Raw genomic sequence first — 24,271 nt, 5'->3', positions numbered from 1 at the left:
TCCACACTATTATTTTGGGATTCACCACATGGCCGTTACCATAAAAACTCCTGACGAAATAGAAAAAATGCGTGTTGCAGGCAAGCTTGCGGGCGAAGTTCTTGAAATGATTGGCCCTTATGTTAAAGAAGGTGTTAGTACTGAAGAACTGAATACTATTTGTCATGATTACATTGTTAATGTACAAAAAGCTATTCCAGCACCCCTAAATTATAATGGCTTTCCAAAATCGATATGCACTTCGGTAAACCACGTAGTTTGTCATGGCATACCTGGAAAAAAGACATTAAAAGATGGCGATATTATCAATATTGACGTCACCGTAATCAAAGATGGTTACCATGGTGATACGAGCAAAATGTTTTATATCGGATCACCTTCTGTCAAAGCAAAACATGTCGTGCAAATTGCGCATGACTGCTTATTTATTGGCATTGAAATGGTAAAACCAGGCGTCCAATTAGGCGATATTGGTCACGCCATTCAACAACATGCTGAAAAAAATCGCTGTTCTGTAGTTCGTGATTATTGCGGGCACGGAATTGGACGAGTGTTTCACGAAGACCCTCAAGTGCTACATTATGGAGTACCTGGAACCGGCATGAAACTGGAGCCAGGCATGACCTTTACTATAGAACCTATGATTAATGTAGGCAAACATCATACTCGTTTATTGCCAGATCAATGGACGGTAGTTACTAAAGACCATAGCCTTTCCGCTCAATGGGAGCATACCCTATTGGTAACAGATGATGGTGTAGAAATTTTGACTCTACGCGATGAAGAACGGTAATCAGCAGCTCAAAAATACAGTAAAACAGTTTAAAGAAAAACTGCGGGAAGATTTTGATCAAAAAGCTAATGTTAGCACCCTCATTCATCGACTCGTTGCCTTTACTGATGAGTTACTCATCAACCTTTTTCATAAAAACCAACTCGATCGAGGAGATAGTTTTTGTCTCCTTGCTTTAGGAGGTTATGGACGCCGAGAACTTTTACTTTATTCTGATGTAGATATCATTCTACTGCATACCGATAAAATCTCTAAAGCAAAATTACAGCGCGCACAGGCCTTCATCCAAGATTGCTGGGATGTTGGATTAGAAATTAGCCATCAAATTACCAATGTATCTTCCTGTGCAGAATTGGCCTGCCGGGATGTTACGGTTATTTCCAGCATTATGGATATGTTTTTGCTCTGTGGACGCGGTGCCTTAATGGAGGAATTGCTGTATCAAACCCATCCATTACATATGTGGACTAGCAAAAACTACTTTATTGCCAAACTGCAAGAACAAAAAAAGCGTGATATTAAATATGGGGAAACAGCCTATAACCTGGAACCTAACGTTAAATATGGTCAAGGGGGGCTTCGTGATTTGCAGATATTATATAGCATTGGTAAACGGCATTTTAATCTTAAAAAATTAGCTGATGGCATCAGTTATGGTTTTATTACCGATAAAGAATATGAAAAGTTAATGCATTGCCACCATTTTCTTTGCCGAGTTCGATTTGCGCTACACTGTCTCGCAGAAAAGGCAGAGGAACGATTGTCCTTTGATTATCAAGTAAAATTAGCAAGTTTCTTTGGCTATAAAGATAAACCTCATTCCTTAGCTATTGAACAATTCATGAAAGATTACTTTAAAGTCATAAAAAGTAGCCGCGAATTAAATGAAATGCTTTTACAATGGTTTGATGAAACGATTGCCCAGTCGCCAAAACAAAAGCTAATACCTTTAGATAATGAATTTCAATTATCCAACCAATACATTGAAGTACGTAATAATCGCGTCTTTCTTCAAACCCCTCACGCTTTATTAAAACTGTTTTTGTGGATAGCTGACAGGCCTGATATTGAAGGGGTAAGAGCGAGTACTATTCGCTTAATTAGAGAGTCACTCTATTTGATTAGCCGACGATTTAAAACATCAAAAAAAACCACTGAACTCTTTATGAATATTTTAAAAGCCCCAAATGGTCCTTATGAAGCCTTACACTATATGAGTCAATATGGGGTTTTAGCTCACTATATTGAGTGTTTTGCTCTAGTTACTGGTCAAATGCAATATGATTTATTTCATGTATTCACTGTAGATCAGCATACCCTATTTGTGGTGCGTAATATATCGCGCTTCAAGCAAGCACATTATGCTCAACAATTTCCACTTTGTGCGCAGATTATGCCGACATTGGATAAACCAGAAATCCTTTACTTAAGCGCATTATTTCATGATATTGCCAAGGGACGAGGCGGTGACCATTCGGAATTAGGGGCAATTGAGGCACAGAATTTTGCGCAAAACCATCACTTAAAAAAAGAAGATTGCGATTTACTTACTTGGCTAGTACGTAATCACTTATTAATGTCCCAAACCGCGCAACGTCAAGACATTTATGATCCCAATACAATAAAAAACTTTTGCCAACTATTGCCCCATGCCCATTATTTAGATTATTTGTATTTGCTCACTGTAGCAGATATTTGTGGTACCAACCCGCAGCTTTGGAATGCGTGGAAAGATTCACTATTGAAAGAATTATATCGCGCAGCGAAACATATGATGCACAAAGCTCAAGAGCTCATGGATAAAACGGCCTTAATTACTACAAGAAAACAATCAGCCTTAACTATATTAGTTTCAGAGGGTATTGCCGCAAAAACCGTTGAAAAGCTTTGGGCTCAATTTAAAGACCGATACTTTTTACATGAGTCACCTGAGGTTATTGCGCGTCATACTAAAGCCATATTAACCTGCTCCCATTTTCCGTTAATTATGATTATGCCTCACCATAGTCAAGGTGGTACGGAAGTGTTTATCTACATGCCCCATAGTGATGCTCGTTTTGCGGTTACCACAGCTGTATTAAGCAATTACCATGTCACGATTCAGGAGGCAATGATCCTCACCTGCGACAATCAATTCGATTTAGATACTTATATTATTTTAGATGAGCAAAACCAGGCTTTTTTTAATTCGCAACAATCTGAAGACATACGCAAAGCCTTATGCTTCCATCTTGAAAAGCAAGATCAATTACCGGCTATAGCGCAAAAAAGACGTTCACGCGTTTTAGCTCATTTTAATGTAAAAACTCAAATTAGCTATAACGATGATCCCCATAATAACTTTACGCGTTTATTTTTAATAACGGGTGACCGCCCCGGGCTTCTAGCCACAATTAGTCGTATTTTTTTGACGTTAAATATCCATTTACATAATGCCAAAATCGCAACGGCTGGAGAGCGAGCTGAAGATATGTTTTACATCACGAATCCAAACAACCAAGCACTTAGCAGTGAAGAAAAAGAAAATCTGCGCCATTTCCTTATTAAAGAACTCTCATAGAAACAAAACCCTATTTTTTGGGTAAAAAAAAGACCTCAAAGATGTATTTTTTTTTATACTTTTGTACTATAATACTAGCTAAAGACTTCAAAAAAACCGCTCAGTAATTATTTTGGAGTTAACTATGATAAATACAGAAAAACCCAAAAATGAGCTGCAACGCTTACAATCACTCTATAATCTTCAGATTCTAGATACAATGGCTGAAGAGCGCTTTGATCGCATTACCCGTATTGCACAAGGCTTATTTAAAGTGCCCATTGCCTTAGTCTCCTTGATCGATAAAGATAGAGAGTGGTTCAAATCCAAATACGGCCTACACGTTCAAGAAACACCTAGACCAATTTCTTTTGGTGCTCATACAATTCTTCAAGAAGAAATAATGATAGTAAACGATGCACAACAAGACCTGCGTTTTAAAGATAACCCCTTGGTAACTGGTGAGCCTAATATTCGATTTTATCTAGGATGTCCCTTACAAATTGAGGGCCAATTTAATATTGGGACATTATGCCTCATGAATAATATTGTTCCTCAATTAAACACTCTAGGGCATATTGACTTAAACATTGTAAAAGAATTGGCTGCTGCCGTATCCAAAGAATTTATTACCAATCGCTATGCAACAACTGATTCCCTAACAGAAATCTCAAACCGTCAAGGTCTTCTTGATATTGGCAAGCAAATTTTGAAGTTATGTAACCGTTATGATAAAGGACTTATGCTGCTTTATTTTGACATAATACAATTAAAATCTATTAATAGAGAGTTTGGTTATGATGAGGGAGATAATATTTTAAAAGCATTTGCCCAATTTTTGATAAGTAACTTCCGCCATTCTGGTGCGGTTGCGCGAATTGAAGGCGATAAATTCTGTGTATTATGTCCTGGAATGCTTGAGGAAAATATTCCTGGCGTTTTAAAAAGGCTGCAAAGTAAATTGGCTTTATTAAAAACCGAGCATCCTATTAATTTTGCGATGGGACACATACAATATAACCGCCTGAAACATTTTTCACTCGCCTCTATCCTTGAAGAAGCCGAACAAAAAATATATGAAAAAAAGATGTTTCACTAAAAGCTTATAATGTAGCCTCATAACTCCGAACTGTATACAAGCTATTTTATATTGTTAACGGCATGTTTTAAAAAATTCTGAGAGTAAATAAGCACACTCTGACTGCATAATTCCTTCATCAATTTCTACCTTATGATTTAAAGGATAGCCCTGCAATAAGTTATAGACCGAGCCAGCAGCCCCCGCTTTAAAGTCACGAGTAGCAAATACCAGGCGCTTAATACGCGCATGAACCATAAGTCCTGCGCACATAGAACAAGGCTCTAGAGTAACATATAGAGTACTATCAACTAAACGATGATTTTTAAGCAGCAATGCAGCTTGGCGAATAACACGTACTTCCGCATGCTCAGAGGGGTCGTGGAGAGATTGGACCGCATTTCGACTAATGCCTAACAGTGTGCCGTCAGGACTTACGAGTACAGCCCCAACAGGTACTTCTCCTTCCTGCCGAGCAAGAAGTGCTTGTTCATAAGCCTTTTGCATCCAATATCGATCATTCATCATGATAACCATAACCTGGTTGCAAGCAACCAGGTTACATTATTTATTCCCACTCAATCGTTGCCGGTGGTTTTCCAGAAATATCATAAGTCACCCGCGATACTCCAGAAACCTCATTAATGATCCGATTAGAAACCAGGCCTAAAAACTCCCAAGGCAAATGTGACCAATGAGCGGTCATAAAATCAATAGTTTCAACAGCACGTAAACAAATAACATAGTCATATTTACGTCCATCCCCCATGACCCCAACACTCTTAACCGGGAGAAATACCGCAAATGCCTGACTTACTTTATGATACAGGTTCGCTTTTCGTAATTCCTCAATATATATTGCATCCGCTTTGCGCAGAATATCGGCATATTCTTTTTTAACTTCAGCTAAAATGCGCACGCCTAAGCCCGGGCCAGGAAACGGATGGCGATAAACCATATCATGTGGTAAACCTAACTCCAAACCAATTTTGCGCACTTCATCTTTAAATAACTCGCGAATAGGCTCTAATAACTTTAAATGTAACGTTTCAGGTAAGCCACCTACATTATGGTGTGACTTAATAACTACCGAAGCCCCATTCGTGCTCGTTGCAGCAGACTCAATAACATCAGGATAAATTGTTCCCTGAGCCAACCAAGAAACCCCCTCGATTTTATGTGACTCTTCATCAAATACATCAATAAAAGTATGCCCAATAATTTTCCTTTTTTCTTCCGGGCAACTAACTCCAGACAGTGCTTTTAAGAATCGCTCTTCAGCATTGACCGCTATGACTTTAATTCCCATATGCTGGCCAAACATTTTCATAACTTCATCTGCTTCATTAAGACGCAATAAACCCGTATCAACAAAAACACAGATTAGTTGATCACCAATTGCCTTATGTAATAATGCAGCTACAACAGAAGAATCAACGCCGCCAGATAAGCCTAGCAGCACTTTTTCAGAACCAACTTGTTGCCTTATCTTATGAATGGCTTCATCAATAATATGTTCTGAAGTCCAATTGGTAGGCGCCTGGCAAATATCGACCACAAAACGTTGTAAAATACGAGTACCCTGTAATGTATGGGTTACTTCAGGGTGAAATTGCAGTCCATACATACGGCGACTTTCATCGGCCATTCCTGCAATAGGCGCGTTTCGTGTTTCGCAAATAACCTTGAATCCAGGAGGTAATTGGGTCACTTTGTCACCATGACTCATCCATACATCTAATAAAGCCTCCCCCTCATCCGTGGTGCGGTCTTCAATTTGCGCAAATAACTGACTGTGTCCATGCAATTTTAATTCGGCATAGCCAAACTCTCTAATATTAGAAGACTGCACTTCACCGCCTAATTGTACGGCCATAGTTTGCATACCATAACAAATACCTAATATTGGTAATCCTGAAGTAAAAATCCATTCAGGAGCCCTGGGGTTTGCATGATGTGTTACGGTTGAAGGTCCACCTGATAAAATTACTCCACAAGGATTAAGTTTGGTGAATGCTTCCTGGCTAATATTAAAAGGGTGAATTTCGCAATATACTCCCAACTCACGCACTCGACGTGCAATAAGCTGAGTATATTGAGAGCCAAAATCGAGAATAAGCAAGAGATGTTGTTTTAAATCATTCATTATTAGTTATCTACCTGATAATTCGGGGCTTGTTTTGTGATGCTTACATCATGAACGTGTGATTCGCGCATTCCCGCATTAGTTACTTGTACAAATTCAGCTTTAGCATGTAATTGCTCAATCGTTTCGCATCCAGTATATCCCATGCATGAACGTAAGCCGCCTAACATCTGGTGAATGATTGTCTGTACTGGGCCTTTATAAGGAACACGCCCTTCAATTCCCTCTGGAACCAATTTTTCAGAGCCTGCTGCAGCATCCTGGAAATAACGGTCGCTGGAACCATGAGCCGCCGCCATAGCCCCAATGGATCCCATACCACGATAACTCTTATAAGTAGTTCCCTGGTATAATTCAATTTCACCGGGAGACTCTTCCGTTCCGGCAAACATACTTCCTAACATTACGGTATTAGCACCTGCGGCCAATGCTTTGCACACATCGCCAGAAAAACGGATACCGCCATCAGCAATAACGGGAATCTTACCTTGTAATTCATGTGCAACATTAGCAATCGCGCTGATTTGCGGCACACCTACACCCGTAACAATACGAGTAGTACAGATTGAACCTGGGCCAATTCCTACTTTAACCGCATCAGCACCTGCTTCGTATAAATCTCTAGCCGCTGCTGCTGTAGCAATATTACCACCAATCACCTGCACCCCGGGGAAATTCTGCTTCACCCATTTCACACGATTGAGTACGCCTTGAGAATGACCGTGAGCTGTATCCACAACCAAAACATCAACACCCGCATCAACTAAAGCGGCAACACGTTCATCAGTAGATTCACCAACACCAACAGCGGCACCAACGCGTAACTGCTCTGCATCATCTTTGACGGCATAGGGGTTTTCTTTTGCTTTTTGAATATCCTTTACCGTAATTAAACCGCGTAATTCAAACGCATCGTTCACTACTAGAAGTTTTTCAATCCGATGCTTATGTAATAAGCTGCGAACCTCTTCGCGACTTGCTCCTTCCTTCACAGTAACCAAACGGGCTTTGGGGGTCATTACCTGAGATACAGGCAGAGATAAATTAGTTTCAAAACGTATATCACGACTGGTTACAATTCCCACTAAGTTTTTACCATCAACTACAGGAACCCCTGAGAAATGGTGATTTTTCATGACTTCCATTAACTCTCTAACGGTAATATTAGGAGTCACAGTAATGGGATCTTTAACCATTCCGCTTTCAAATTTCTTAACTTTACGAACTTCATCAGCTTGTGCACTGATTGTCATATTCTTATGAATAATGCCTAACCCACCCTCTTGCGCTAAAGCAATCGCTAGCCGCGCCTCAGTCACTGTATCCATCGCCGCAGATACTAGAGGCATGTTCAGGCTTATTTCACGAGTTAATTTGGTTTTTAAGGACACATCTTTAGGTAGAATTAAAGAGTGTGCAGGGACAAGTAAAACATCATCAAAGGTTAATGATTGCTGCACAATATTAAGAGACATTTTCTTCTCATTAAAGTAGTTAAATTAACCAAACAGTATATCACAAATACCAAATAAATTAAAGAAAATAGCTTGGAAAACACGCTATTTGAATAGCTTACGAGGAAAATCTTCCAATATAGTCCTAATAATATTTAGTTGAAGGACTATTTCTCTTTTAAAAGCTTCTCTCTCATCAATGATGCCAGCTCATTCGCCCATATATAAACCACTTCCCGCAATTATTGCCCAACAACAGTACTGGCAAGCTCTTTAAGAATCACCTTGACCATTATCAGTGTGATTGCAACGAATTAAATGGATAACACTTGAATTGAATATTCATTAACGTGTAAACTGATGGTTAATTATTGTGTTGAATCAACAAAACGGGGAAGGGTTCAGCGTTGGCTAAAATTATCGTTATTACTTCAGGTAAAGGCGGAGTAGGAAAAACTACTTCTTCTGCAGCTATTTCATCAGGTCTTGCCTTATTAGGGCATAAGACTGTGGTTATTGATTTTGATATCGGTTTAAGAAATCTTGATATCATCATGGGTTGTGAGCGACGTGTTGTTTATGACTTCATTAATGTGATCAATGGTGAAGCGAGCTTGAATCAAGCATTAATTAAAGATAAGCGTCTTCCCAATCTTTTCATTCTTCCTGCATCACAAACTCGTGATAAAGATGCCTTGACCATCGAAGGAGTTGAGAAGGTTTTGAATGAGCTTTCTAAAGAATTTGACTTTATTATTTGTGACTCCCCTGCTGGTATTGAAACTGGGGCATTAATGGCAATGCATTTTGCAGATCACGCCGTTGTAGTCACTAACCCTGAGGTTTCTTCAGTTCGTGACTCGGACCGCATTCTTGGCATTCTTTCTAGCAAAACCAAAAGAGCCATTGATAACAACAAACCAGTACAAGAACACCTACTATTAACTCGCTATGATCCTGAGCGTGTTGAACGTGGTGATATGCTTTCTGTTTCAGATGTTAAAGAAATATTAGCTATTCCATTGATCGGGGTTATTCCTGAATCTAAGTCTGTACTTAAAGCGTCAAATACAGGTATACCCGTTGTACTTGATACAACCAGTGATGCAGGCCTTGCTTATCAAGATGCTATTGCCCGCTTTCTTGGAGAAGAAAGACCAATGCGCTTTATTAGCAATGAGCGTAAAGGATTATTGCGTCGCTTATTCAGCAAAAACAAGGAGGAAGTGACTGTATGAGCATTTTCAATTATTTACGTCGGAGAACTGCTTCTGCTTCAGTAGCCAAAGAACGCTTACAAATAATTATTTCCCATGAGCGTTCACAACGAAGCACTCCTGATTATCTGCCACAACTTCAGGATGAAATTTTGGCAGTTATTGCTAAATACGTCCATGTAACGCGTGATCAAGTGAGTGTTAATCTTGAGCGTATGGGAGACAATTCAGTTCTTGAATTGAATATTACCATGCCGGATGATGTTGCTGAAGAAGCTTAATTTGCTTAGCTAATTATTTTTTCCTTGGATCCTTCCCCCGAGGCCGTTTTTCTTTTGTTAATTTTTATCCCCCATAGAGTAAGCGTTCACGAGATATGTAATTTCGTCATTGCAAGCCAGGGCGAAGTAACCCAGAACGATGCTTCGTTAAGACTCAGTACTGGAGCCGCTTCATTTTGTTCACAATGACAGCAGTTTTTTATTTTAATACATAGTGTGAACGCTTACTCCATAGAATAATTATTCTAAAATTTTATTACCTAATTTTATATTTAATCTTTTTCTTTTAGTGTAGCTTGGTTGTTTTGCAACCAAACTACACTGATATATTGAATGAGCTTATTGAGCCAAATTAATGAAAAGGTACCTCTGGTTCTGGATTAGTTACTTCATCACCGAGAACTACAACAGGCTTATCCTTTTTAGCTGCTGACTTTTTTGCTTTAGATTCACTACTTGGACGACGTAATTCATCATCACTAAAGTCATCAACCTTAATCACATCTTGTCGAGCTAATTCAGCATCCTTCATTTGCTGAGCTTCTTCTTTAGTTAACAAATCGCATGCCAAAGCCTCGTCAATTTGTTCTAATAAAGTTAGTGATTTTAATACGTCATCTTTTACCGCACGCATTATCTTTTTCTCTATGTCTTCAACAGCACAAATTTTATAAAACGCTTCTTCCAATCGGCCAATAGGACAATTTTCACCAGCCTTCTTATAAACAAAACGGGTTAATCGGTTACGTGCCTCACCTGGTTCAATTAAAATACGTGCTAACTTGTGACCTAATTGATCTGTAGGGCGGTGTCTGCGGTTACCTAAAGGTCTTAAAATAATATTAAGTACTACACGTGCCCAACGTTGAGGGAAGTTAATAATAACCCCTTGCATGGCCATTTCACAATCATGCAGTAATTGCTGGCAACTCCACTCCACTATAGGTAAGTCAGCAAGAGGTTCCCCATCATCATAATAACGTTTTAACACCGCTGAAATTAAATATAAGGTGCTTAGCATATCCCCTAAACGCGCAGATAATTTCTCTTTACGCTTTAAATCACCACCAAGAATCGTCATAGAAAAATCAGAAAGGAACGCTAAATTAGCACTGTACTTATGAGTTAATTGATAATAGCGTTTTACCGAGCTGGTTGGTGCTTTAGAAAAATGAGCATCAGTCAAACTAAACAAGAGTGACTTAGTAAAGTTTGCAATATAAAAAGCCGCATGCGAGAAAAATGCCTCATCAAAACCTACCAGATCGTGGTTTCTTACACTTTCCAGCTCTTTGAATACATAAGGATGGCAACGGATTGCCCCCTGGCCAAAAATAATTAAACTACGTGAGAGAATATTGGCACCCTCAACGGTAATGGCAATAGGTGCTCCTTGGAAACCTCTTCCGAGATAATTATTAGGTCCCAGACAGATACCCTTCCCTCCATGAATATCCATAGCATCCATAGAAACCTGACGCGCACGATCAGTCGTATGATATTTTAAAATTGCTCCCGCAACCGAAGGTTTAGCTCCGTGATCTATTGCCGCTGCAGCCATAGTAACCCCAGCATCAATAATATACGTATTTGCTGCAATTCGTGCTAATGGCTCTTCAATACCTTCAAATTTACCAATCGGTTGATTGAATTGCTTGCGCACACGTGCATAAGCTCCTGATGCTAAAGCCCCAGCCTGAGCTCCACCATTGGCACTTGAGGGTAAAGAAATTGCTCTACCCGCACTCAAGCATTCCATAAGCATACGCCAACCGTGACCTGCCATCGCAGCGCCACCGATGATATAATCTAAAGGAATAAATACATTCTTACCCTGCGTTGGGCCATTTAGGAAGCCTATATTTAAAGGAAAATGGCGACGTCCCTTAATTACTCCAGGGGTTTCTGCCGGAATTAAAGCGCAGGTAATACCAACATCTTCACCCTTTCCTAATAAATTTTCAGGGTCAAACATTCTAAAAGCCAAACCAACCACTGTGGCCACAGGACATAAAGTGATGTAGCGCTTATTCCAATTTAAGCGAATACCTACCACCTCTTTGCCATTAAACTCTTGGCGGCACACAATACCTTGATCGGGGATAGAAGCTGCATCTGAGCCAGCGTTAGGACCAGTCAAAGCGAAACATGGGATTTCTCGTCCATCTGCCAGTCTTGGCAAATAAAAGTTCTTTTGTTCCTCAGTTCCGTATTTAAGTAATAATTCTCCTGGGCCTAAAGAGTTAGGTACAGAAATTGTTGATGCAGCACTAATTGAAGAACCATAAATTTTAGCTAAAACCGCCATTTGTGCGGTAGCTGAAAACTCTAAGCCGCCATAACGCTTAGGAATAATCATGCCAAGAAAACGGTTTTCTTTAATATAGTTCCATACTTCTGGGGATAAATCAGTGCGGTTATGGGTAATATCCCAATCATTAAGCATAGAACATAAGGTACTAACAGGACCATCTAAAAAAGCCTGCTCTTCTTCGCTTAAACGAACTGGAGGGATACTACGAAGCAATGAAAAATCTGGAGCGCCACTGAAAATATCGCCCTCCCAGCTTACTGTTCCTGCCTCTAAAGCCTCTCGCTCAGTAGCAGACATTGCTGGCATTGCTTTGCTTACCGTCTTGAATAAATGTTTTGAGACAAATTCCCGTCTTAGTGGCTTAATTGCGAAAGCGATTAACGTTAATTCGACTAAGATTAAAATAGTCTTAGCCAAAAATCCTGGGGCGCCATAATAAAAAATCAGTCCGGTGAATATACCAAAACTAATAGCCCATACCGCGACTGCCGCTTGCCGTGTTAACAATACCCCTGCAGCCCCTATTGCTAGAAGCACTAAAATAGCATGTAGCACTGTATTCTCCTTATGTTAGCTTATCCAAAACCCCTAAAACTTGTGTAGCTACAACCTGTGGATGTTCCATAGGAAACAAATGAGTCCCATGGGTTTTATAGCAGGTAATATTAAAATTCTTTTTCATATAACGAAGATCCATTTTACCAACCACAGTACTTTTGTCACCATAAATTAATGCAGACGGGATTAATAATTTCCCCTCGTACCTGGGAATAATGTGCGGTATCGTTCGATAAATTTGATACTCTACATGGCGATTAAAGCGAAGGTAATAACCATCAGTTTTATGTTCCAGACCATATTTAATATAGTCGTTCAAACAGGGATCTGTAAAGTTTTTAAACAAATCTCTGCTCTTTAAATACGCTATAACTTGTTCTTGATTTTCCCAATACTCTCGTCGTCCTTTTGTTCTAAACGCAGGAGTCACTCGATCGATAATACCAAAGGCTTTTGCGAGCCGAACTGCGCTGGATTTTAATACACCAAGTAATGGCGAATCCAACATGACCACCGCTTTTATTAATTCAGGGCGCTCAATAGCCGCCAATAAACTTAAAACGCCACCCAAAGAATGACCTAAAGCAATAACTGGGCGATCGGCTTGTCGCTCAATACTGGCAATTACTTCTAAAACTAGATTATGCCAATTTTCCTCTACAGGAAAAGCTTTGTCATGCCCCACTCTGTCAATATAACAATAATCATAACCAGGCTTGAGGCCATCTAGCATCTGCTTATAGCATAATGCTGGAAATCCGTTTCCATGGGCAAAATGGATTAGCTCCTTCATACACGAGCTACTTGTCTACTTTCAGCTCTTAACGCATAAAGCGCGAAACTATAATAAGCAATTAAGAGAAAGAATAAGATAACACCTAGCCCTGTAAATACACTATTGAGCGACAGGATAGTCATTAACACCAATAACATGGGTGTTCCTGCCACCATCAGCATACGGCATGAAGCGGCAAAGGATATTTTAAATGAAAAGAAAATTGATGAAAAAGTTTGCCCTAGCAAAGCAAAAACTAAAAAGAAAACAATAAAAATAGAGAAGAAAATACCTACAATGATGGGGTAAAGCACCACTTGTGACGCATATTTAAGCCCCGTAACCGAATTTGCCTCCACCATTTTTTTACCATCAAACACTAAATTCGATCCTTTATCAAAAGTTTGCACAATAGGTGTGCTTCTGCTCGGTGGAGCTTCTTTATTCATGGTAAATAGTTGGGGATTAGGTATCCTAAAAGCAATCTGATTTTTATTAATCAGAATACTTAGATAAGGATATTGGGCGGTAAAATCATTTATTATCCCTGTGGTATCAATGATAACTACCGTCTGACCTTTGTCATTTTTAATGAAGTAAGGCATTGGTTTATCAAATAGAACATTTCCATTTTGAATATAAAAAACAGGAATTTTTAATAAGGGATTAACAATTTGTTCTTTAAATGATTCATTTAAGCTAACAGACATTCTCAAGAAGAATGGCACGCTCAATATTGCAATAACTAATAAGAGATACAGCACGCCAAACCCTTTCCAGCGCTTGCCCACGTCCACATAAAGACGCCGTGAATAAAATGACCGATACAGTGCAGACCAATAACCATATACCGGTGTATCCATTGGTTTTAATGCAGTTTTTTCTTTACCCACGTCATTCTCCAATACGTTGTCCAGTTTGCTGATTAAATACATGTAATTTCATTTTAGGTAGTTCAACATTGAATTGTCCACTAGGAATTACTTGTTCAGCGGAAACTCGTAAATTTAGTTGTTCCCCATTGTTTATACAGCGCGCTCTAATTAGCTTATCCGCCCCCATATCATCGATAAAATCAACCGCAACAGAAATGCGTTGTAAGCTAGCTTCAGTAGCCAATTGCACATGCTCAGCCCTCACTGCCAAAACCAATTCCATTTGGTCCGCAAGTAATGAACTTGTGTCGGGAGCTGGAAAATTAATACCTAAACTCGTTTCTATAGTAGCACTCTTTTTATTAAATACGCCTGAAAATGTATTTAATGGAAAATGGCCTGTAAAACCTGCAACAAATAAGCTTGCCGGATTTTGGTATAATTCCTGCGGAGTGCCAATTTGTTCAACTCTCCCTTGGTTGAGTACAATCACCCGCTCAGCCATGGTCATTGCTTCGGTTTGATCATGTGTTACATAGACGCTGGTAGTATTAAGCTGTTGATGTAGACGTCTTAGTTCTTGACGCATTTCGGTACGCAATTTGGCATCAAGATTCGATAAAGGCTCATCAAATAAAAATACCGAAGGAGAGCGAACTATAGCCCTTCCCATTGCCACTCGTTGCTTTTGGCCACCTGATAAAGCTTGCGGCTTTCGCTCCAAATAATCGGTTAAGTGTAACATCTTTGCTGCATTAGCCACTCGCTGTTTAATAATCTCTTTTTTAAAGCCACGCATTTTTAGCCCATAAGCCATATTATCAAAAACGCTCATATGCGGATAAAGGGCGTAATTTTGAAAGACCATTGCCATGTCGCGTTTTGCGGCAGGAAGATTATTCACACACTGCTCATTAATTAAAATAGAACCGGAACTTACCTCATCTAAACCAGCAATTAATCGAAGCAAAGTTGACTTGCCGCAGCCTGAAGGCCCCACAACGACCATAAACTCGCCTTTTTTGATGCTGAGATTTATGCTATCTAAAATGGTCGTTTGCCCAACGTGTTTTGAGACATCAACCAAAGTTACTGTTGCCATGTTACTTTAATCCTTTTTCAAACCATCGCTGCATCAACATCACAACCAAACAAGGTGGAATTAAAGCAACCAGGGCAATTGTCATAATATAATGCCATTGCGGGACTTGATCAGCTACCCCCGCAAGATAACGAATTCCCATTACTACCGTCGCCATTTTTGTTTCTGTAGTAATGACCAAAGGCCATAAGTACTGATTCCATCCATAGACAAATAAAATTACAAATAAAGAAGCGATTTGTGTTTTAGATAAAGGTAAAAGAATATCAAAAAAGAAGCGTACTGCACCTGCACCATCTAATTTGGCTGCGTCGACTAATTCAGCCGGTACCGTTTTAAAAAATTGCCTGAATAAGAAGGTCCCGGTTGCCGATACAAATAGAGGTAAGGTTAACCCAGTAAATGAGTTTAATAATCCAAAAGAAGCCACCACATGAAAGGTAGGTACAATACGCACTTCAACCGGTAACATCATTGTGGCAAAAATCAGTGCAAAACAGAGTCTTTTAAAAGGGAAGTCAAAATAAACTAAAGCAAATGCAGATCCTAAGGCCAAAATAATTTTGCCCACGGCAATAGCTAAAGCCATAATTAAACTATTAAATAACATGGAGGTAATTGGCTCGCCCCCGGTGACCGATAGACCTTCGCTCAACACGGTCTTTAAGTTCTTTAATAATAAGTTTCCTGGAACCATGGGTAAAGATGAATGCATCATCGCGCTGCCATCATGGCTTGCCGCGACAATGGCCAAATAAATAGGCAGCAGCATCAACAAAATGAATAAGGATAAAAATCCATGAGATAAAATACGTCCCATTAATTTCATGCGTAATGAACCTTTTTCTCGAGATACTTAAACTGTATTAGAGAAACAAGTATCACGACAACCATTAGAATTACAGACTGGGCTGAAGAACTGCCTAAATCCATTCCCTCAAATCCATCCTGATAGACTTTATACATCATGTTTGTTGTGCTATTGCCAGGTCCTCCATGTGTCATAACATGAATAATCCCAAAGGTATCAAAAAATCCATACATTAAGTTCATGATTAATAGAAAAAATGTTGTGGGTGACAATAAGGGAAAAACGATTTGCCAAAAACGCTGCCAAGCCGATGCACCATCGATAATTGCTGCATCAATCAGCGATGATGGCACTGCTTTTAAGGCCGCAAAATAAAATAAAAAATTATAGCTGTATTGTTGCCAGCTCGCGGTAAGTATAACAACTAGTAAGGCTTGGTTTACGTTATTTACGTAATCAAAATCAATTCCCCAAGACTGTAATACATGGGTTAACCAGCCCAAAGTAGGATGGCATAAGAAACGCCAAAGAATCGCAGCCACTGCTGGCGCTACTGCATAAGGCCATAATAATAAAGACTTATAAACTCCTTGCGTTTTACTACGATTGTTAACTAATATGGCTGTAAATAACCCAAGGCTCATAGTGCAGAACGTCACGCTGCAGGCAATAATAAAGGTTACGACTATTGCTTTACGGTAGCTGGCATCAGCAAACAAGTCAGTAAAATTAGTTAAACCCGCAAAGCGTTTGTGTAGCCCAAAAGCATCGGTATAAAAAAACGCTTGTACTAAAGCATTGCATGCAGGCCAAATAAAAAATATTAGGGTGACAATAATTTGTGGGACTATAAAAAGCCAGGCATAAAAACGCTGATGATTAAATTTTGACATTAGCCCTACATGGTGCAAAAAGTCGTGTAAGGCTATGATTATATACTTTGGGTATATAGATTCAAGTAAAGTGGTAACTTGGTGAACAAACCATGCATCTTTCGTATTCAATGTAGGTTGAACTACAAAGCCCAGCCTTGGGAACTGGATACTGGCCAATCCTATTCACTGGCCTTTGCTGCAGTCTAGCCTACAATTTAATGAGGAACAGTGCTTGAGTCTTAGCCAAAAAAACAAATAAACAATTACCCTATAAGGAAGATATTTTGCGCTACGTACATATAGAAAATCCTGGCTCATACAGTCGTCTAACGATTGAAAACGCCCCTACCCCAGAATGTAAAGACAGCCAAATATTAGTTCAGGTCAAAGCAACAGCGCTTAATCGCGCCGACCTAATGCAACGCTATGGCAAATATCCTCCTCCTAAAGGTGAATCAGAAATTCCAGGTTTAGAACTTGCTGGTGATGTGGTTGCTGTAGGTGCTAAAGTGACTCAGTTTAAACCTGGGGATAAAGTCTATGCGCTTGTAGGAAGTGGGGCTTATGCCGAGTATTGTCTGGTTGAATCATCCCTGGCTCATTTAATTCCAGAAGGCTGGGATTATTCCCTTGCCGCAGCCCTTCCTGAATCCTTAGTCACGGTTTATGCTACCCTCTTTAATTTGGGTGAATTAAAAGCAGGACAAACATTATTAATCCATGGAGCAGGCAGTGGGATTGCCTCATTAGCCATTCAAATGGCAAAACAGGTTGGAGCCAAAATTATCACCACAGTAGGTAAAGATGATAAATTTGCTAAAGCACTACAGCTTGGTGCAGATCAAGTAATCAACTACAAGACTCATGATTTTGAGGATGTGATTGGCGAACAAAATATTGATTTGGTATTAGACTTTATTGCTGGTGATTATTTTAATAAGCATCTTCAGCTGTTAAAACCTCAAGGTAAATTAATTCAAATTGCTTGTCTCAAAGGTTGCAAGGTTGAATGTAATCTGGCTTTAGTTATGCATAAGAGATTACAAATTATTGGCTTTGTATTACGTTCACAAAGCTTACAAGAAAAATCGCTTTTATGGAAATTAGCCCATGAACAGTGGTTTGATGCTTTAGCCAAACAGCAAATCAAACCAGTTATTGATTCTGAGTTTAACTTGGAGCAAATCGAAGAAGCACAACAACACATGCAAGCCGGCATCCATTTTGGCAAAATTGTTATTCACGTTGCATAAATAAACGTAGGCTAGGCTGTTAAGCCCAGCATAGGATATTGAGCTGCGTCATTGCTGGGCTTGACAGCCAGCCTACGGTATTAAGAGGTATGTTTTGACACGCTCTTAAACGTGCTGTTCCTCATCGTGCGCTCCAATAGCTGAGCATAAATAGGTTCATTGCGTGCAAGTTGCAGCATTATCGTCGCACAAATACAGGTAATCATAACCGGAAAGATGAGGGCGTAATTTTGAGTCATTTCTACAACTAAAATTCCTCCCGTAATCGGTGAGCGCGTAATCGCGGCAAAAAATGCAGCCATTCCAGCTACAGCAAACATACCGGGATGAACTAAAAAGTCTAAGTGAAAAAATATCAGCATCTGAAACGAGGCTAAACCCAGTAAGGTTCCTAAAGCTAAAGTTGGTGCAAAAATACCTCCCGGAATGCCGGTTGCATAACAAGCAATGCTACCAACAAAACGGATAAGAAACAGCATGCATAAAATGGCAAATCCAGGGGAGAGTGTTAAGGCTTGATGAATAATATGCATGCCGCCTCCAGTAGCTGCTGGAGTAGAAACGGCTAAATAGCCGACAAGAAAGCTTACGATTGACACATAAATTAGCTTTTGGGATGCAGATAATCGGTCAACCCAGGCCAGTGTTGCCATTAATGCTTTATTAAAGAAAAGTCCTGCTAGACCCACAATGAATCCAAAAAACACAAAAAGCCATAATGCGTCTAAAGATGGAAATTGAAAGACATCCATAGGAATGGTCGCTTGGGTGCCAATAATTAAATCCATCATCACCGTCGCTGTAATACAGGTAATGACCACTATTGTGAAACTGGTAAATGAATAGTTAAATTGATTGCGCATTTCTTCCATGACAAAAATAACACCGGCTAAAGGCGCATTAAAGGCTACCGCAAGACCTGCTGCCGCCCCTGCTGCGATAAGGCTATCCCTCCGACGTCGACTAAGGTTAAACACGCAGCCTAGCATTTCTCCTAAATTACCACCGACATGGATGGTTGGACCTTCACGACCTAAAATCATGTTCGAAGAAATCGCTAAAATACCAAAAAAATATTTTACCGGTAATAAACGATGCCAATGGATAGGGCGCACATGCAATAAAGCTCCTTCAATTTCTTGAACACCACTACCACCAGCTTCCGGAGCAATGTACTTCACAGCCATAAATGCAGAAAGCACCATGAGCATAGAAAAAGCTCCGGAAATAATTCCCGCCAGCCATCCCTGCCCACCAAGCAGATGAACTACATGCATTAATGAGGAACCTACCAGATCGATTGATAAACGAAAGGAAGATCCAACTAGTCCAACAATAACTCCCAGTACAATAGAAACAAAATACAAAATTACAATTTTATGGCGCATTCCTTGTTACCATTCCCATTAAGTTCGTAATAATTTTCAATCCTGCTTGATTTACTAAAGACAAAATGGTTTCTGGGTGAAATTGCACGGCATAAATCGGTAAATGGCGATGTGATATGGCCATCACGACACCATCCTCACTTAAAGCAGTTACCTTAAGCGCTTCTGGTATTGCATTTAAGCGTGCATAAAGCGAATGATATCGACCCGCTTTGAACTCATCCCCTAAACCTGCAAAGAGATCAGAAGAATCTAAAACCTTAATTATGGACGATTTACCATGCATAGGGTAGTCAAGTATATCCAATACGCCACCAAAATGTTCAACCAACCCCTGAAGACCTAAGCACACGCCAAATAAAGGTATACTTTGTGCTACAACCGCATCAATACTTGCCGATAAATTAAAATCACTAGGTTTTCCTGGTCCTGGAGATAAAACCACTAAATCATAATGATGTTCTTGCAAATAGGATTGCGCTTTATCAAAACGAATCGTACTTACTTCGGCCCCAGTCTGACGAATATAGTTGGCTAATGTGTGGACGAACGAATCTTGATGATCAATCAGAAGTACTCGCTTTCCTTTTCCCGTAAGCGGCAATGGCTCTTTGTGAGCGCTTGCTGGAGTTTTATGATTTAACATATCCAAAAACGCTGAAGCTTTTAAACGTGTTTCTTGTTCTTCAGACTCAGGAATTGAATCATAAAGCAAAGTCGCACCTACACGAACCTCTGCAATACCTTGGGATATACGAACTGTTCTTAAAACCAGACCGGTATTTAAATTACCATTAAAACCAAACCATCCTACGGCTCCTGCATACCATTTACGAGGTGATTTCTCATGCTGTTCAATAAAATTTAAAGCCCAAATTTTGGGAGCCCCGGTTACCGTGACTACCCACATGTGAGTTAGGAATGCATCAACGGCATCGAATTCTTTTCTTAGCGTTCCTTCGACATGGTCTACAGTATGAATTACTCGGGAATAAACTTCAATTTGACGCCTACCAATTACCTTAACAGAACCCGCTTCACAAATACGTGACTTATCATTACGATCCACATCAGTACACATGGTTAATTCCGATTCTTCTTTTGGAGAATCAAGCAGAAGCTGGATATTTTGCGCATCCTCAATTGCATCTGCACCACGTTTGATGGTTCCAGAAATAGGACAAGTCTCTACCCGTTTGCCCGTCACGCGCACATACATTTCTGGAGAGGCGCCAACTAAATACTCTCCCTCACCTAAGTTAATAAAAAATCCATAAGGAGAAGGATTTAACTGACGCATTTGCTTAAATAAATAAGATGGCTGCTCCGTATAATGGGTGTAGAATGTTTGACTTGGTACTACCTCAAATAAATCGCCACAAGCAAATCGCTCTTTCGCTTTATTGACTACTGCCGCATATTCACCCGGCTCGTGATCACAAAATTTTTCGGGTTTATTAGGTGACTCATAGGCAGAGCGAGTACCTTCGCGTGGAAAACCTTGAGTGGCATGACCTTGAAATTGAAACTCATAACGATTAACAAAAGCTTCTTCTTTACGATGATTCACTACAAAAATTTCATCCGGCAAATAAAGAACCATGTCACGTTGTAACGGATCGCGTTTTTTATGCTGGAGTAAGTCCTCAAATTGAAAAATTAAATCAAAACCAAATGAGCCATATAAGCCTAGATAAGGTTCTTGCTCTGATTTAAAAAATGAAAGTAATAATCTGATAACTGTAAATACAGAAGGCTGTTGGCTACGCTCTTCTTCACTAAAAACCTGTTCTGAGACTTTTATATTAATCTGGATTTGCTGCGCATTTTGAGTAATAAGCTCTAGGTGTTCATCTGAGTTAAAAAGCTGCTGCATAAACCCAAGTAGAACCTCTCCCCTTTTATTTAAGGCATCAATCTGAATAAAATTTTGCTTGCACACAAGGGCCAGCGGCGGATTACAAAACCCAATATCCCAGCAAGTATAACGTCCTGGATATTCAAAGCTTGAGGCAAATAAGGCTCCACGCTCGGAGTCCAAACGCTCAATAAGGTGCGTAATACCTTCTTGATAATCTAATTGCTGTTGAGAAACCTCAACCAGAACACCCCCCTGGGTTTTAAATTGCTGCAGCATGAATTACTTACTCACTGATAATTAGGGATTACTCAGCATTCTACTGCAAAAAAAAGATTAAGAGAAATTAACAATGTACGTCATCCGGAGCTGATGTATCCCACGAATTTTTTCGGCGAAGGATTCCTAAATATGCCCTATTATGTCAAAACACATTTAGGAACTCCCTGGATGACAGGCCTCTCAAAAGTTTCTTTATATTAATAAAAGCGATTCAAAGTTATTTAATGTTCTTAGTCTTTACTATCTTAGCTAAAGTACATTTCTTTTCTATTGCCTCTTTAATCCAAAGTCCTACTTGATGATGCGCATCGCGAAAGGGGATGCCTTTTAACACTAAAGACTCCAAAACCTCTGTGGCATCCAGAAAACCACTGCTTGCTTTATCTTGCATTAGCGCCGTATTAAAATGAATACTTTGTAGGAAAGGCGCAATAATTTGCAAGCATGCGTTAAGCGTGGTTACTGTATCAAATAAACACTCTTTATCCTCTTGCATGTCTTTATTATAGGCAAGCGGTAATCCTTTCATGATGGTTAAAATACCCATTAAATGACCGAATACTCTACCGCTTTTGCCTCGAATTAATTCCAATACATCAGGATTTTTCTTATTAGGCATTAACGAGGAACCAGTAGCAAAAGCGTCATCAAGCGTGATAAAACCAAACTCCTGGGTTGCCCATAAAATTAAATCTTCAGCCAAACGTGATAAATGCATCATGATAATTGCGGCAAGCGAACAAAATTCAATTACAAAATCACGATCACTTACTGCATCTAATGTATTTTCAATGATTCCAGCAAAGCCTAACGTTTTAGCAGTCCAATTGCGATCCAGCGGTAAATTGCTTCCAGCCAAAGCACCTGCCCCTAAGGGCGAATAGTTCATGCGATCATGCCAATCTGCTATACGGCTTAAATCACGCTCAAACATAGATTGATAAGCTGCAAAATACTGGCCTAAATAAATTGGCTGTGCTTGTTGTAAATGTGTATATCCCGGCATTTTCGCTTCAGCATGTTCTGTAGCCAACGCCTCCAATACCTTATTCAATTCTTGCAACAAAACACTAATGCTATTTCCTGCATCGCGAGCATACAACCGTAAATCAAGAGCGACTTGATCGTTACGACTCCTGCCCGTATGTAATTTTTTCCCTACATCACCAATTTTAGCAATCAATAGTTGCTCAATAAACATGTGAATATCTTCACATGACTCATCAAATTCTTGAATGCCATGCTCTATTTCATAGCCAATTTCTGCCAGTGCTTGGCAAATCAATTCTGCCTCACTATATAAAATAAGCCCTTGCTGTGCGAGCATTGTGGCATGAGCCTGGCTTCCAACAATATCATGGGCATAAAGAACTCGGTCAAAAGCTAATGACGCATTAAAATGCATCACTCGTGGATCGAGCTCTTTACTGAAACGACCGCCCCAGGTTTTGTGACTCATAAAACTTCCCCTTTATGTACTACTCCATATATTTTAGCGGATAAAGAGAATAAGTTAATGAATCCTTCTGCATCATATTGATTATAAACACAATCTTCTTCAAAGGTTGCTAAAGCGGGATCATGTAAACTATAAGGAGATTGCATGCCATAAGGAATCATGTTTCCTTTAAATAGTTGCAGCTTAACGCTTCCAGTAACATGCTGTTGTGTTACATCAATCAATGCATCCAAAGCATTCTTAGCTTGCGAAAACCAACGTCCTTCATAAACCATATTGGCATAAGTCTGCTGTAATGACTGTTTTAGATGGAGCGTTGCTCTATCCATGCACAGACTTTCGAGCATTAAATGAGCCTTATACAAAACAGCTGCTGCAGGTGCTTCATACACGCCTCTAATTTTCATCCCTACCAATCTATTTTCAACAAGATCAGCAACCCCAATGCCATGTTTTCCCGCAATTTTATTAAGCTCTGCTAATAAAGCTACAGGTGTCATTGTTTTTGAATTTAATGCAACAGGAACTCCTTGCTTAAAATCAATACTAATCAATTCAGGTGATGCAGGAGTGTGTTCCAAAGAAGCAGTCATTAACAATAAATCACTGGGCATAGGTTGGGATGGATCTTCCAGAACCCCACCCTCATGAGAAATATACCAGGCATTATGATCTCTGGAGTAAGGTGACTTAGGCGTCACCGGTACTTCAATCCCATGCAACTTGGCATACTCAATAGCTTCTTGCCTGGATTTAATCGACCAGACTCTCCATGGGGCAATTATTTTAAGTTCTGGCGCCAATGCTTTAATGGTATATTCAAATCGTACCTGATCATTTCCTTTGCCAGTAGCTCCATGGGCCACTGCTTCAGCCTGCTCTTGTTTGGCGATTTCTACTAATTTTTGGGCAATCAATGGTCTAGAAATAGTTCCCAGGATGTATTGATTTTCATAAAGAGCCCCTGCTTTAACTAACTTCCATAGATAATTATCGACAAACTCTTCCTGTACATCGATTAGATAAGCTTTAGAGGCTCCGCTACGAATTGCTTTTTCTTTAATTGCTGGCAAATCCTCACTTTGGCCAAGATCACAGATCACAGCAATAATTTCTGCTTGTTGGTAATGTTCCTTTAACCATGGAATCATTACTGAGGTATCAAGTCCACCAGAATAAGCTAATATAATTTTTTGGACGGATTCAGCCATGA

Annotated in this window: 19 protein-coding genes; 6 read left to right on the top strand and 13 right to left on the bottom strand. The window is 39.7% G+C overall.

Annotation, left to right across the window (positions count from 1 at the left end):
- Positions 1-28 precede the first annotated feature (28 nt).
- From map to BN3124_RS11615, 3 genes are all read left to right on the top strand, one after another.
- Positions 29-793, top strand: a complete 765-nt coding sequence (map, locus tag BN3124_RS11625) for a type I methionyl aminopeptidase (protein WP_058534961.1) — start codon at positions 29-31, stop codon at positions 791-793.
- Complete coding sequence (gene glnD / locus BN3124_RS11620) at positions 780-3,353, top strand: [protein-PII] uridylyltransferase (protein WP_058534960.1); 2,574 nt, start codon at positions 780-782, stop codon at positions 3,351-3,353. The genes map and glnD overlap by 14 nt, the downstream gene beginning before the upstream one ends.
- 124 nt (positions 3,354-3,477) lie before the next feature.
- A complete protein-coding gene (locus BN3124_RS11615) occupies positions 3,478-4,431 on the top strand; it encodes a sensor domain-containing diguanylate cyclase (protein ID WP_058534959.1) in 954 nt (317 codons plus the stop codon).
- 54 nt (positions 4,432-4,485) lie between these two features.
- On the opposite strand, the gene tadA is transcribed toward BN3124_RS11615, so the two are convergent.
- Genes tadA through guaB form a run of 3 tightly spaced genes read right to left on the bottom strand, consistent with a single transcriptional unit; the run spans position 4,486 to position 8,031 of the window.
- Positions 4,486-4,935, bottom strand: a complete 450-nt coding sequence (gene tadA / locus BN3124_RS11610; protein WP_058534958.1) for a tRNA adenosine(34) deaminase TadA — start codon at positions 4,933-4,935, stop codon at positions 4,486-4,488.
- A gap of 43 nt (positions 4,936-4,978) precedes the next feature.
- Positions 4,979-6,556 (bottom strand): glutamine-hydrolyzing GMP synthase, encoded by a 1,578-nt coding sequence (gene guaA / locus BN3124_RS11605; protein ID WP_058534957.1) that lies wholly within the window; start codon positions 6,554-6,556, stop codon positions 4,979-4,981.
- A 2-nt stretch (positions 6,557-6,558) separates the two neighbouring features.
- Positions 6,559-8,031 (bottom strand): IMP dehydrogenase, encoded by a 1,473-nt coding sequence (guaB, locus tag BN3124_RS11600; RefSeq protein WP_058534956.1) that lies wholly within the window; start codon positions 8,029-8,031, stop codon positions 6,559-6,561.
- A 386-nt stretch (positions 8,032-8,417) separates the two neighbouring features.
- On the opposite strand from guaB, the gene minD reads away from it, so the two are divergent.
- Together minD and minE are read left to right on the top strand one after the other, a co-directional pair.
- Complete coding sequence (minD, locus tag BN3124_RS11595) at positions 8,418-9,248, top strand: septum site-determining protein MinD (protein ID WP_058534955.1); 831 nt, start codon at positions 8,418-8,420, stop codon at positions 9,246-9,248.
- On the top strand, positions 9,245-9,508 hold the full coding sequence (minE, locus tag BN3124_RS11590; RefSeq protein ID WP_058534954.1) for a cell division topological specificity factor MinE: 264 nt from the start codon (positions 9,245-9,247) through the stop codon (positions 9,506-9,508). The genes minD and minE overlap by 4 nt, the downstream gene beginning before the upstream one ends.
- 352 nt (positions 9,509-9,860) lie before the next feature.
- Here minE and BN3124_RS11585 read toward each other — a convergent pair whose 3' ends face one another.
- From BN3124_RS11585 to BN3124_RS11560, 6 genes are read right to left on the bottom strand one after another with little or no spacing between them, the layout of a single operon-like run.
- Complete coding sequence (locus BN3124_RS11585) at positions 9,861-12,377, bottom strand: acyl-CoA dehydrogenase (RefSeq protein WP_058534953.1); 2,517 nt, start codon at positions 12,375-12,377, stop codon at positions 9,861-9,863.
- Positions 12,378-12,387: 10 nt separating this feature from the next.
- Positions 12,388-13,173: an alpha/beta fold hydrolase gene (locus BN3124_RS11580; RefSeq protein WP_058534952.1), complete on the bottom strand. Its 786-nt coding sequence runs from the start codon at positions 13,171-13,173 to the stop codon at positions 12,388-12,390.
- Entirely contained in the window at positions 13,170-14,048 is an 879-nt protein-coding gene (locus tag BN3124_RS11575) for a DUF1189 family protein (protein WP_078061548.1), read from the bottom strand. Before BN3124_RS11575 ends, BN3124_RS11580 begins: the two co-directional genes overlap by 4 nt.
- A 1-nt stretch (position 14,049) precedes the next feature.
- Complete coding sequence (locus tag BN3124_RS11570) at positions 14,050-15,132, bottom strand: ABC transporter ATP-binding protein (RefSeq protein WP_058534950.1); 1,083 nt, start codon at positions 15,130-15,132, stop codon at positions 14,050-14,052.
- A gap of 1 nt (position 15,133) precedes the next feature.
- Complete coding sequence (gene ugpE, locus BN3124_RS11565) at positions 15,134-15,961, bottom strand: sn-glycerol-3-phosphate ABC transporter permease UgpE (RefSeq protein WP_058534949.1); 828 nt, start codon at positions 15,959-15,961, stop codon at positions 15,134-15,136.
- A complete protein-coding gene (locus BN3124_RS11560; RefSeq protein ID WP_058534948.1) occupies positions 15,958-16,836 on the bottom strand; it encodes an ABC transporter permease subunit in 879 nt (292 codons plus the stop codon). The genes ugpE and BN3124_RS11560 overlap by 4 nt, the downstream gene beginning before the upstream one ends.
- A gap of 266 nt (positions 16,837-17,102) precedes the next feature.
- Between BN3124_RS11560 and BN3124_RS11555 the strand changes: the two genes are divergently transcribed.
- Positions 17,103-18,071 carry an NAD(P)H-quinone oxidoreductase gene (locus BN3124_RS11555; protein ID WP_058534947.1) on the top strand — a complete coding sequence of 323 codons (969 nt, stop codon included), beginning with the start codon at positions 17,103-17,105 and terminating at the stop codon, positions 18,069-18,071.
- 80 nt (positions 18,072-18,151) lie between these two features.
- Here BN3124_RS11555 and clcA read toward each other — a convergent pair whose 3' ends face one another.
- The 4 genes from clcA to BN3124_RS11535 form a co-directional block, all read right to left on the bottom strand.
- Positions 18,152-19,459 (bottom strand): H(+)/Cl(-) exchange transporter ClcA, encoded by a 1,308-nt coding sequence (gene clcA / locus BN3124_RS11550; protein WP_058534946.1) that lies wholly within the window; start codon positions 19,457-19,459, stop codon positions 18,152-18,154.
- Entirely contained in the window at positions 19,449-21,596 is a 2,148-nt protein-coding gene (locus BN3124_RS11545; protein ID WP_058534945.1) for an anthranilate synthase component I, read from the bottom strand. The genes clcA and BN3124_RS11545 overlap by 11 nt, the downstream gene beginning before the upstream one ends.
- 220 nt (positions 21,597-21,816) lie before the next feature.
- A complete protein-coding gene (gene argH, locus BN3124_RS11540; protein ID WP_058534944.1) occupies positions 21,817-23,058 on the bottom strand; it encodes an argininosuccinate lyase in 1,242 nt (413 codons plus the stop codon).
- Positions 23,055-24,269: an argininosuccinate synthase gene (locus BN3124_RS11535; RefSeq protein WP_058534943.1), complete on the bottom strand. Its 1,215-nt coding sequence runs from the start codon at positions 24,267-24,269 to the stop codon at positions 23,055-23,057. The genes argH and BN3124_RS11535 overlap by 4 nt, the downstream gene beginning before the upstream one ends.
- Between the last annotated feature and the right edge of the window lie 2 nt (positions 24,270-24,271).

Source organism: Legionella saoudiensis, from assembly GCF_001465875.1.
GTDB classification, from domain to species: Bacteria; Pseudomonadota; Gammaproteobacteria; order Legionellales; family Legionellaceae; genus Legionella; species Legionella saoudiensis.
Note: the sequence above shows the minus strand (reverse complement) of the source record. Positions and strands in the feature narration are given on the sequence as shown.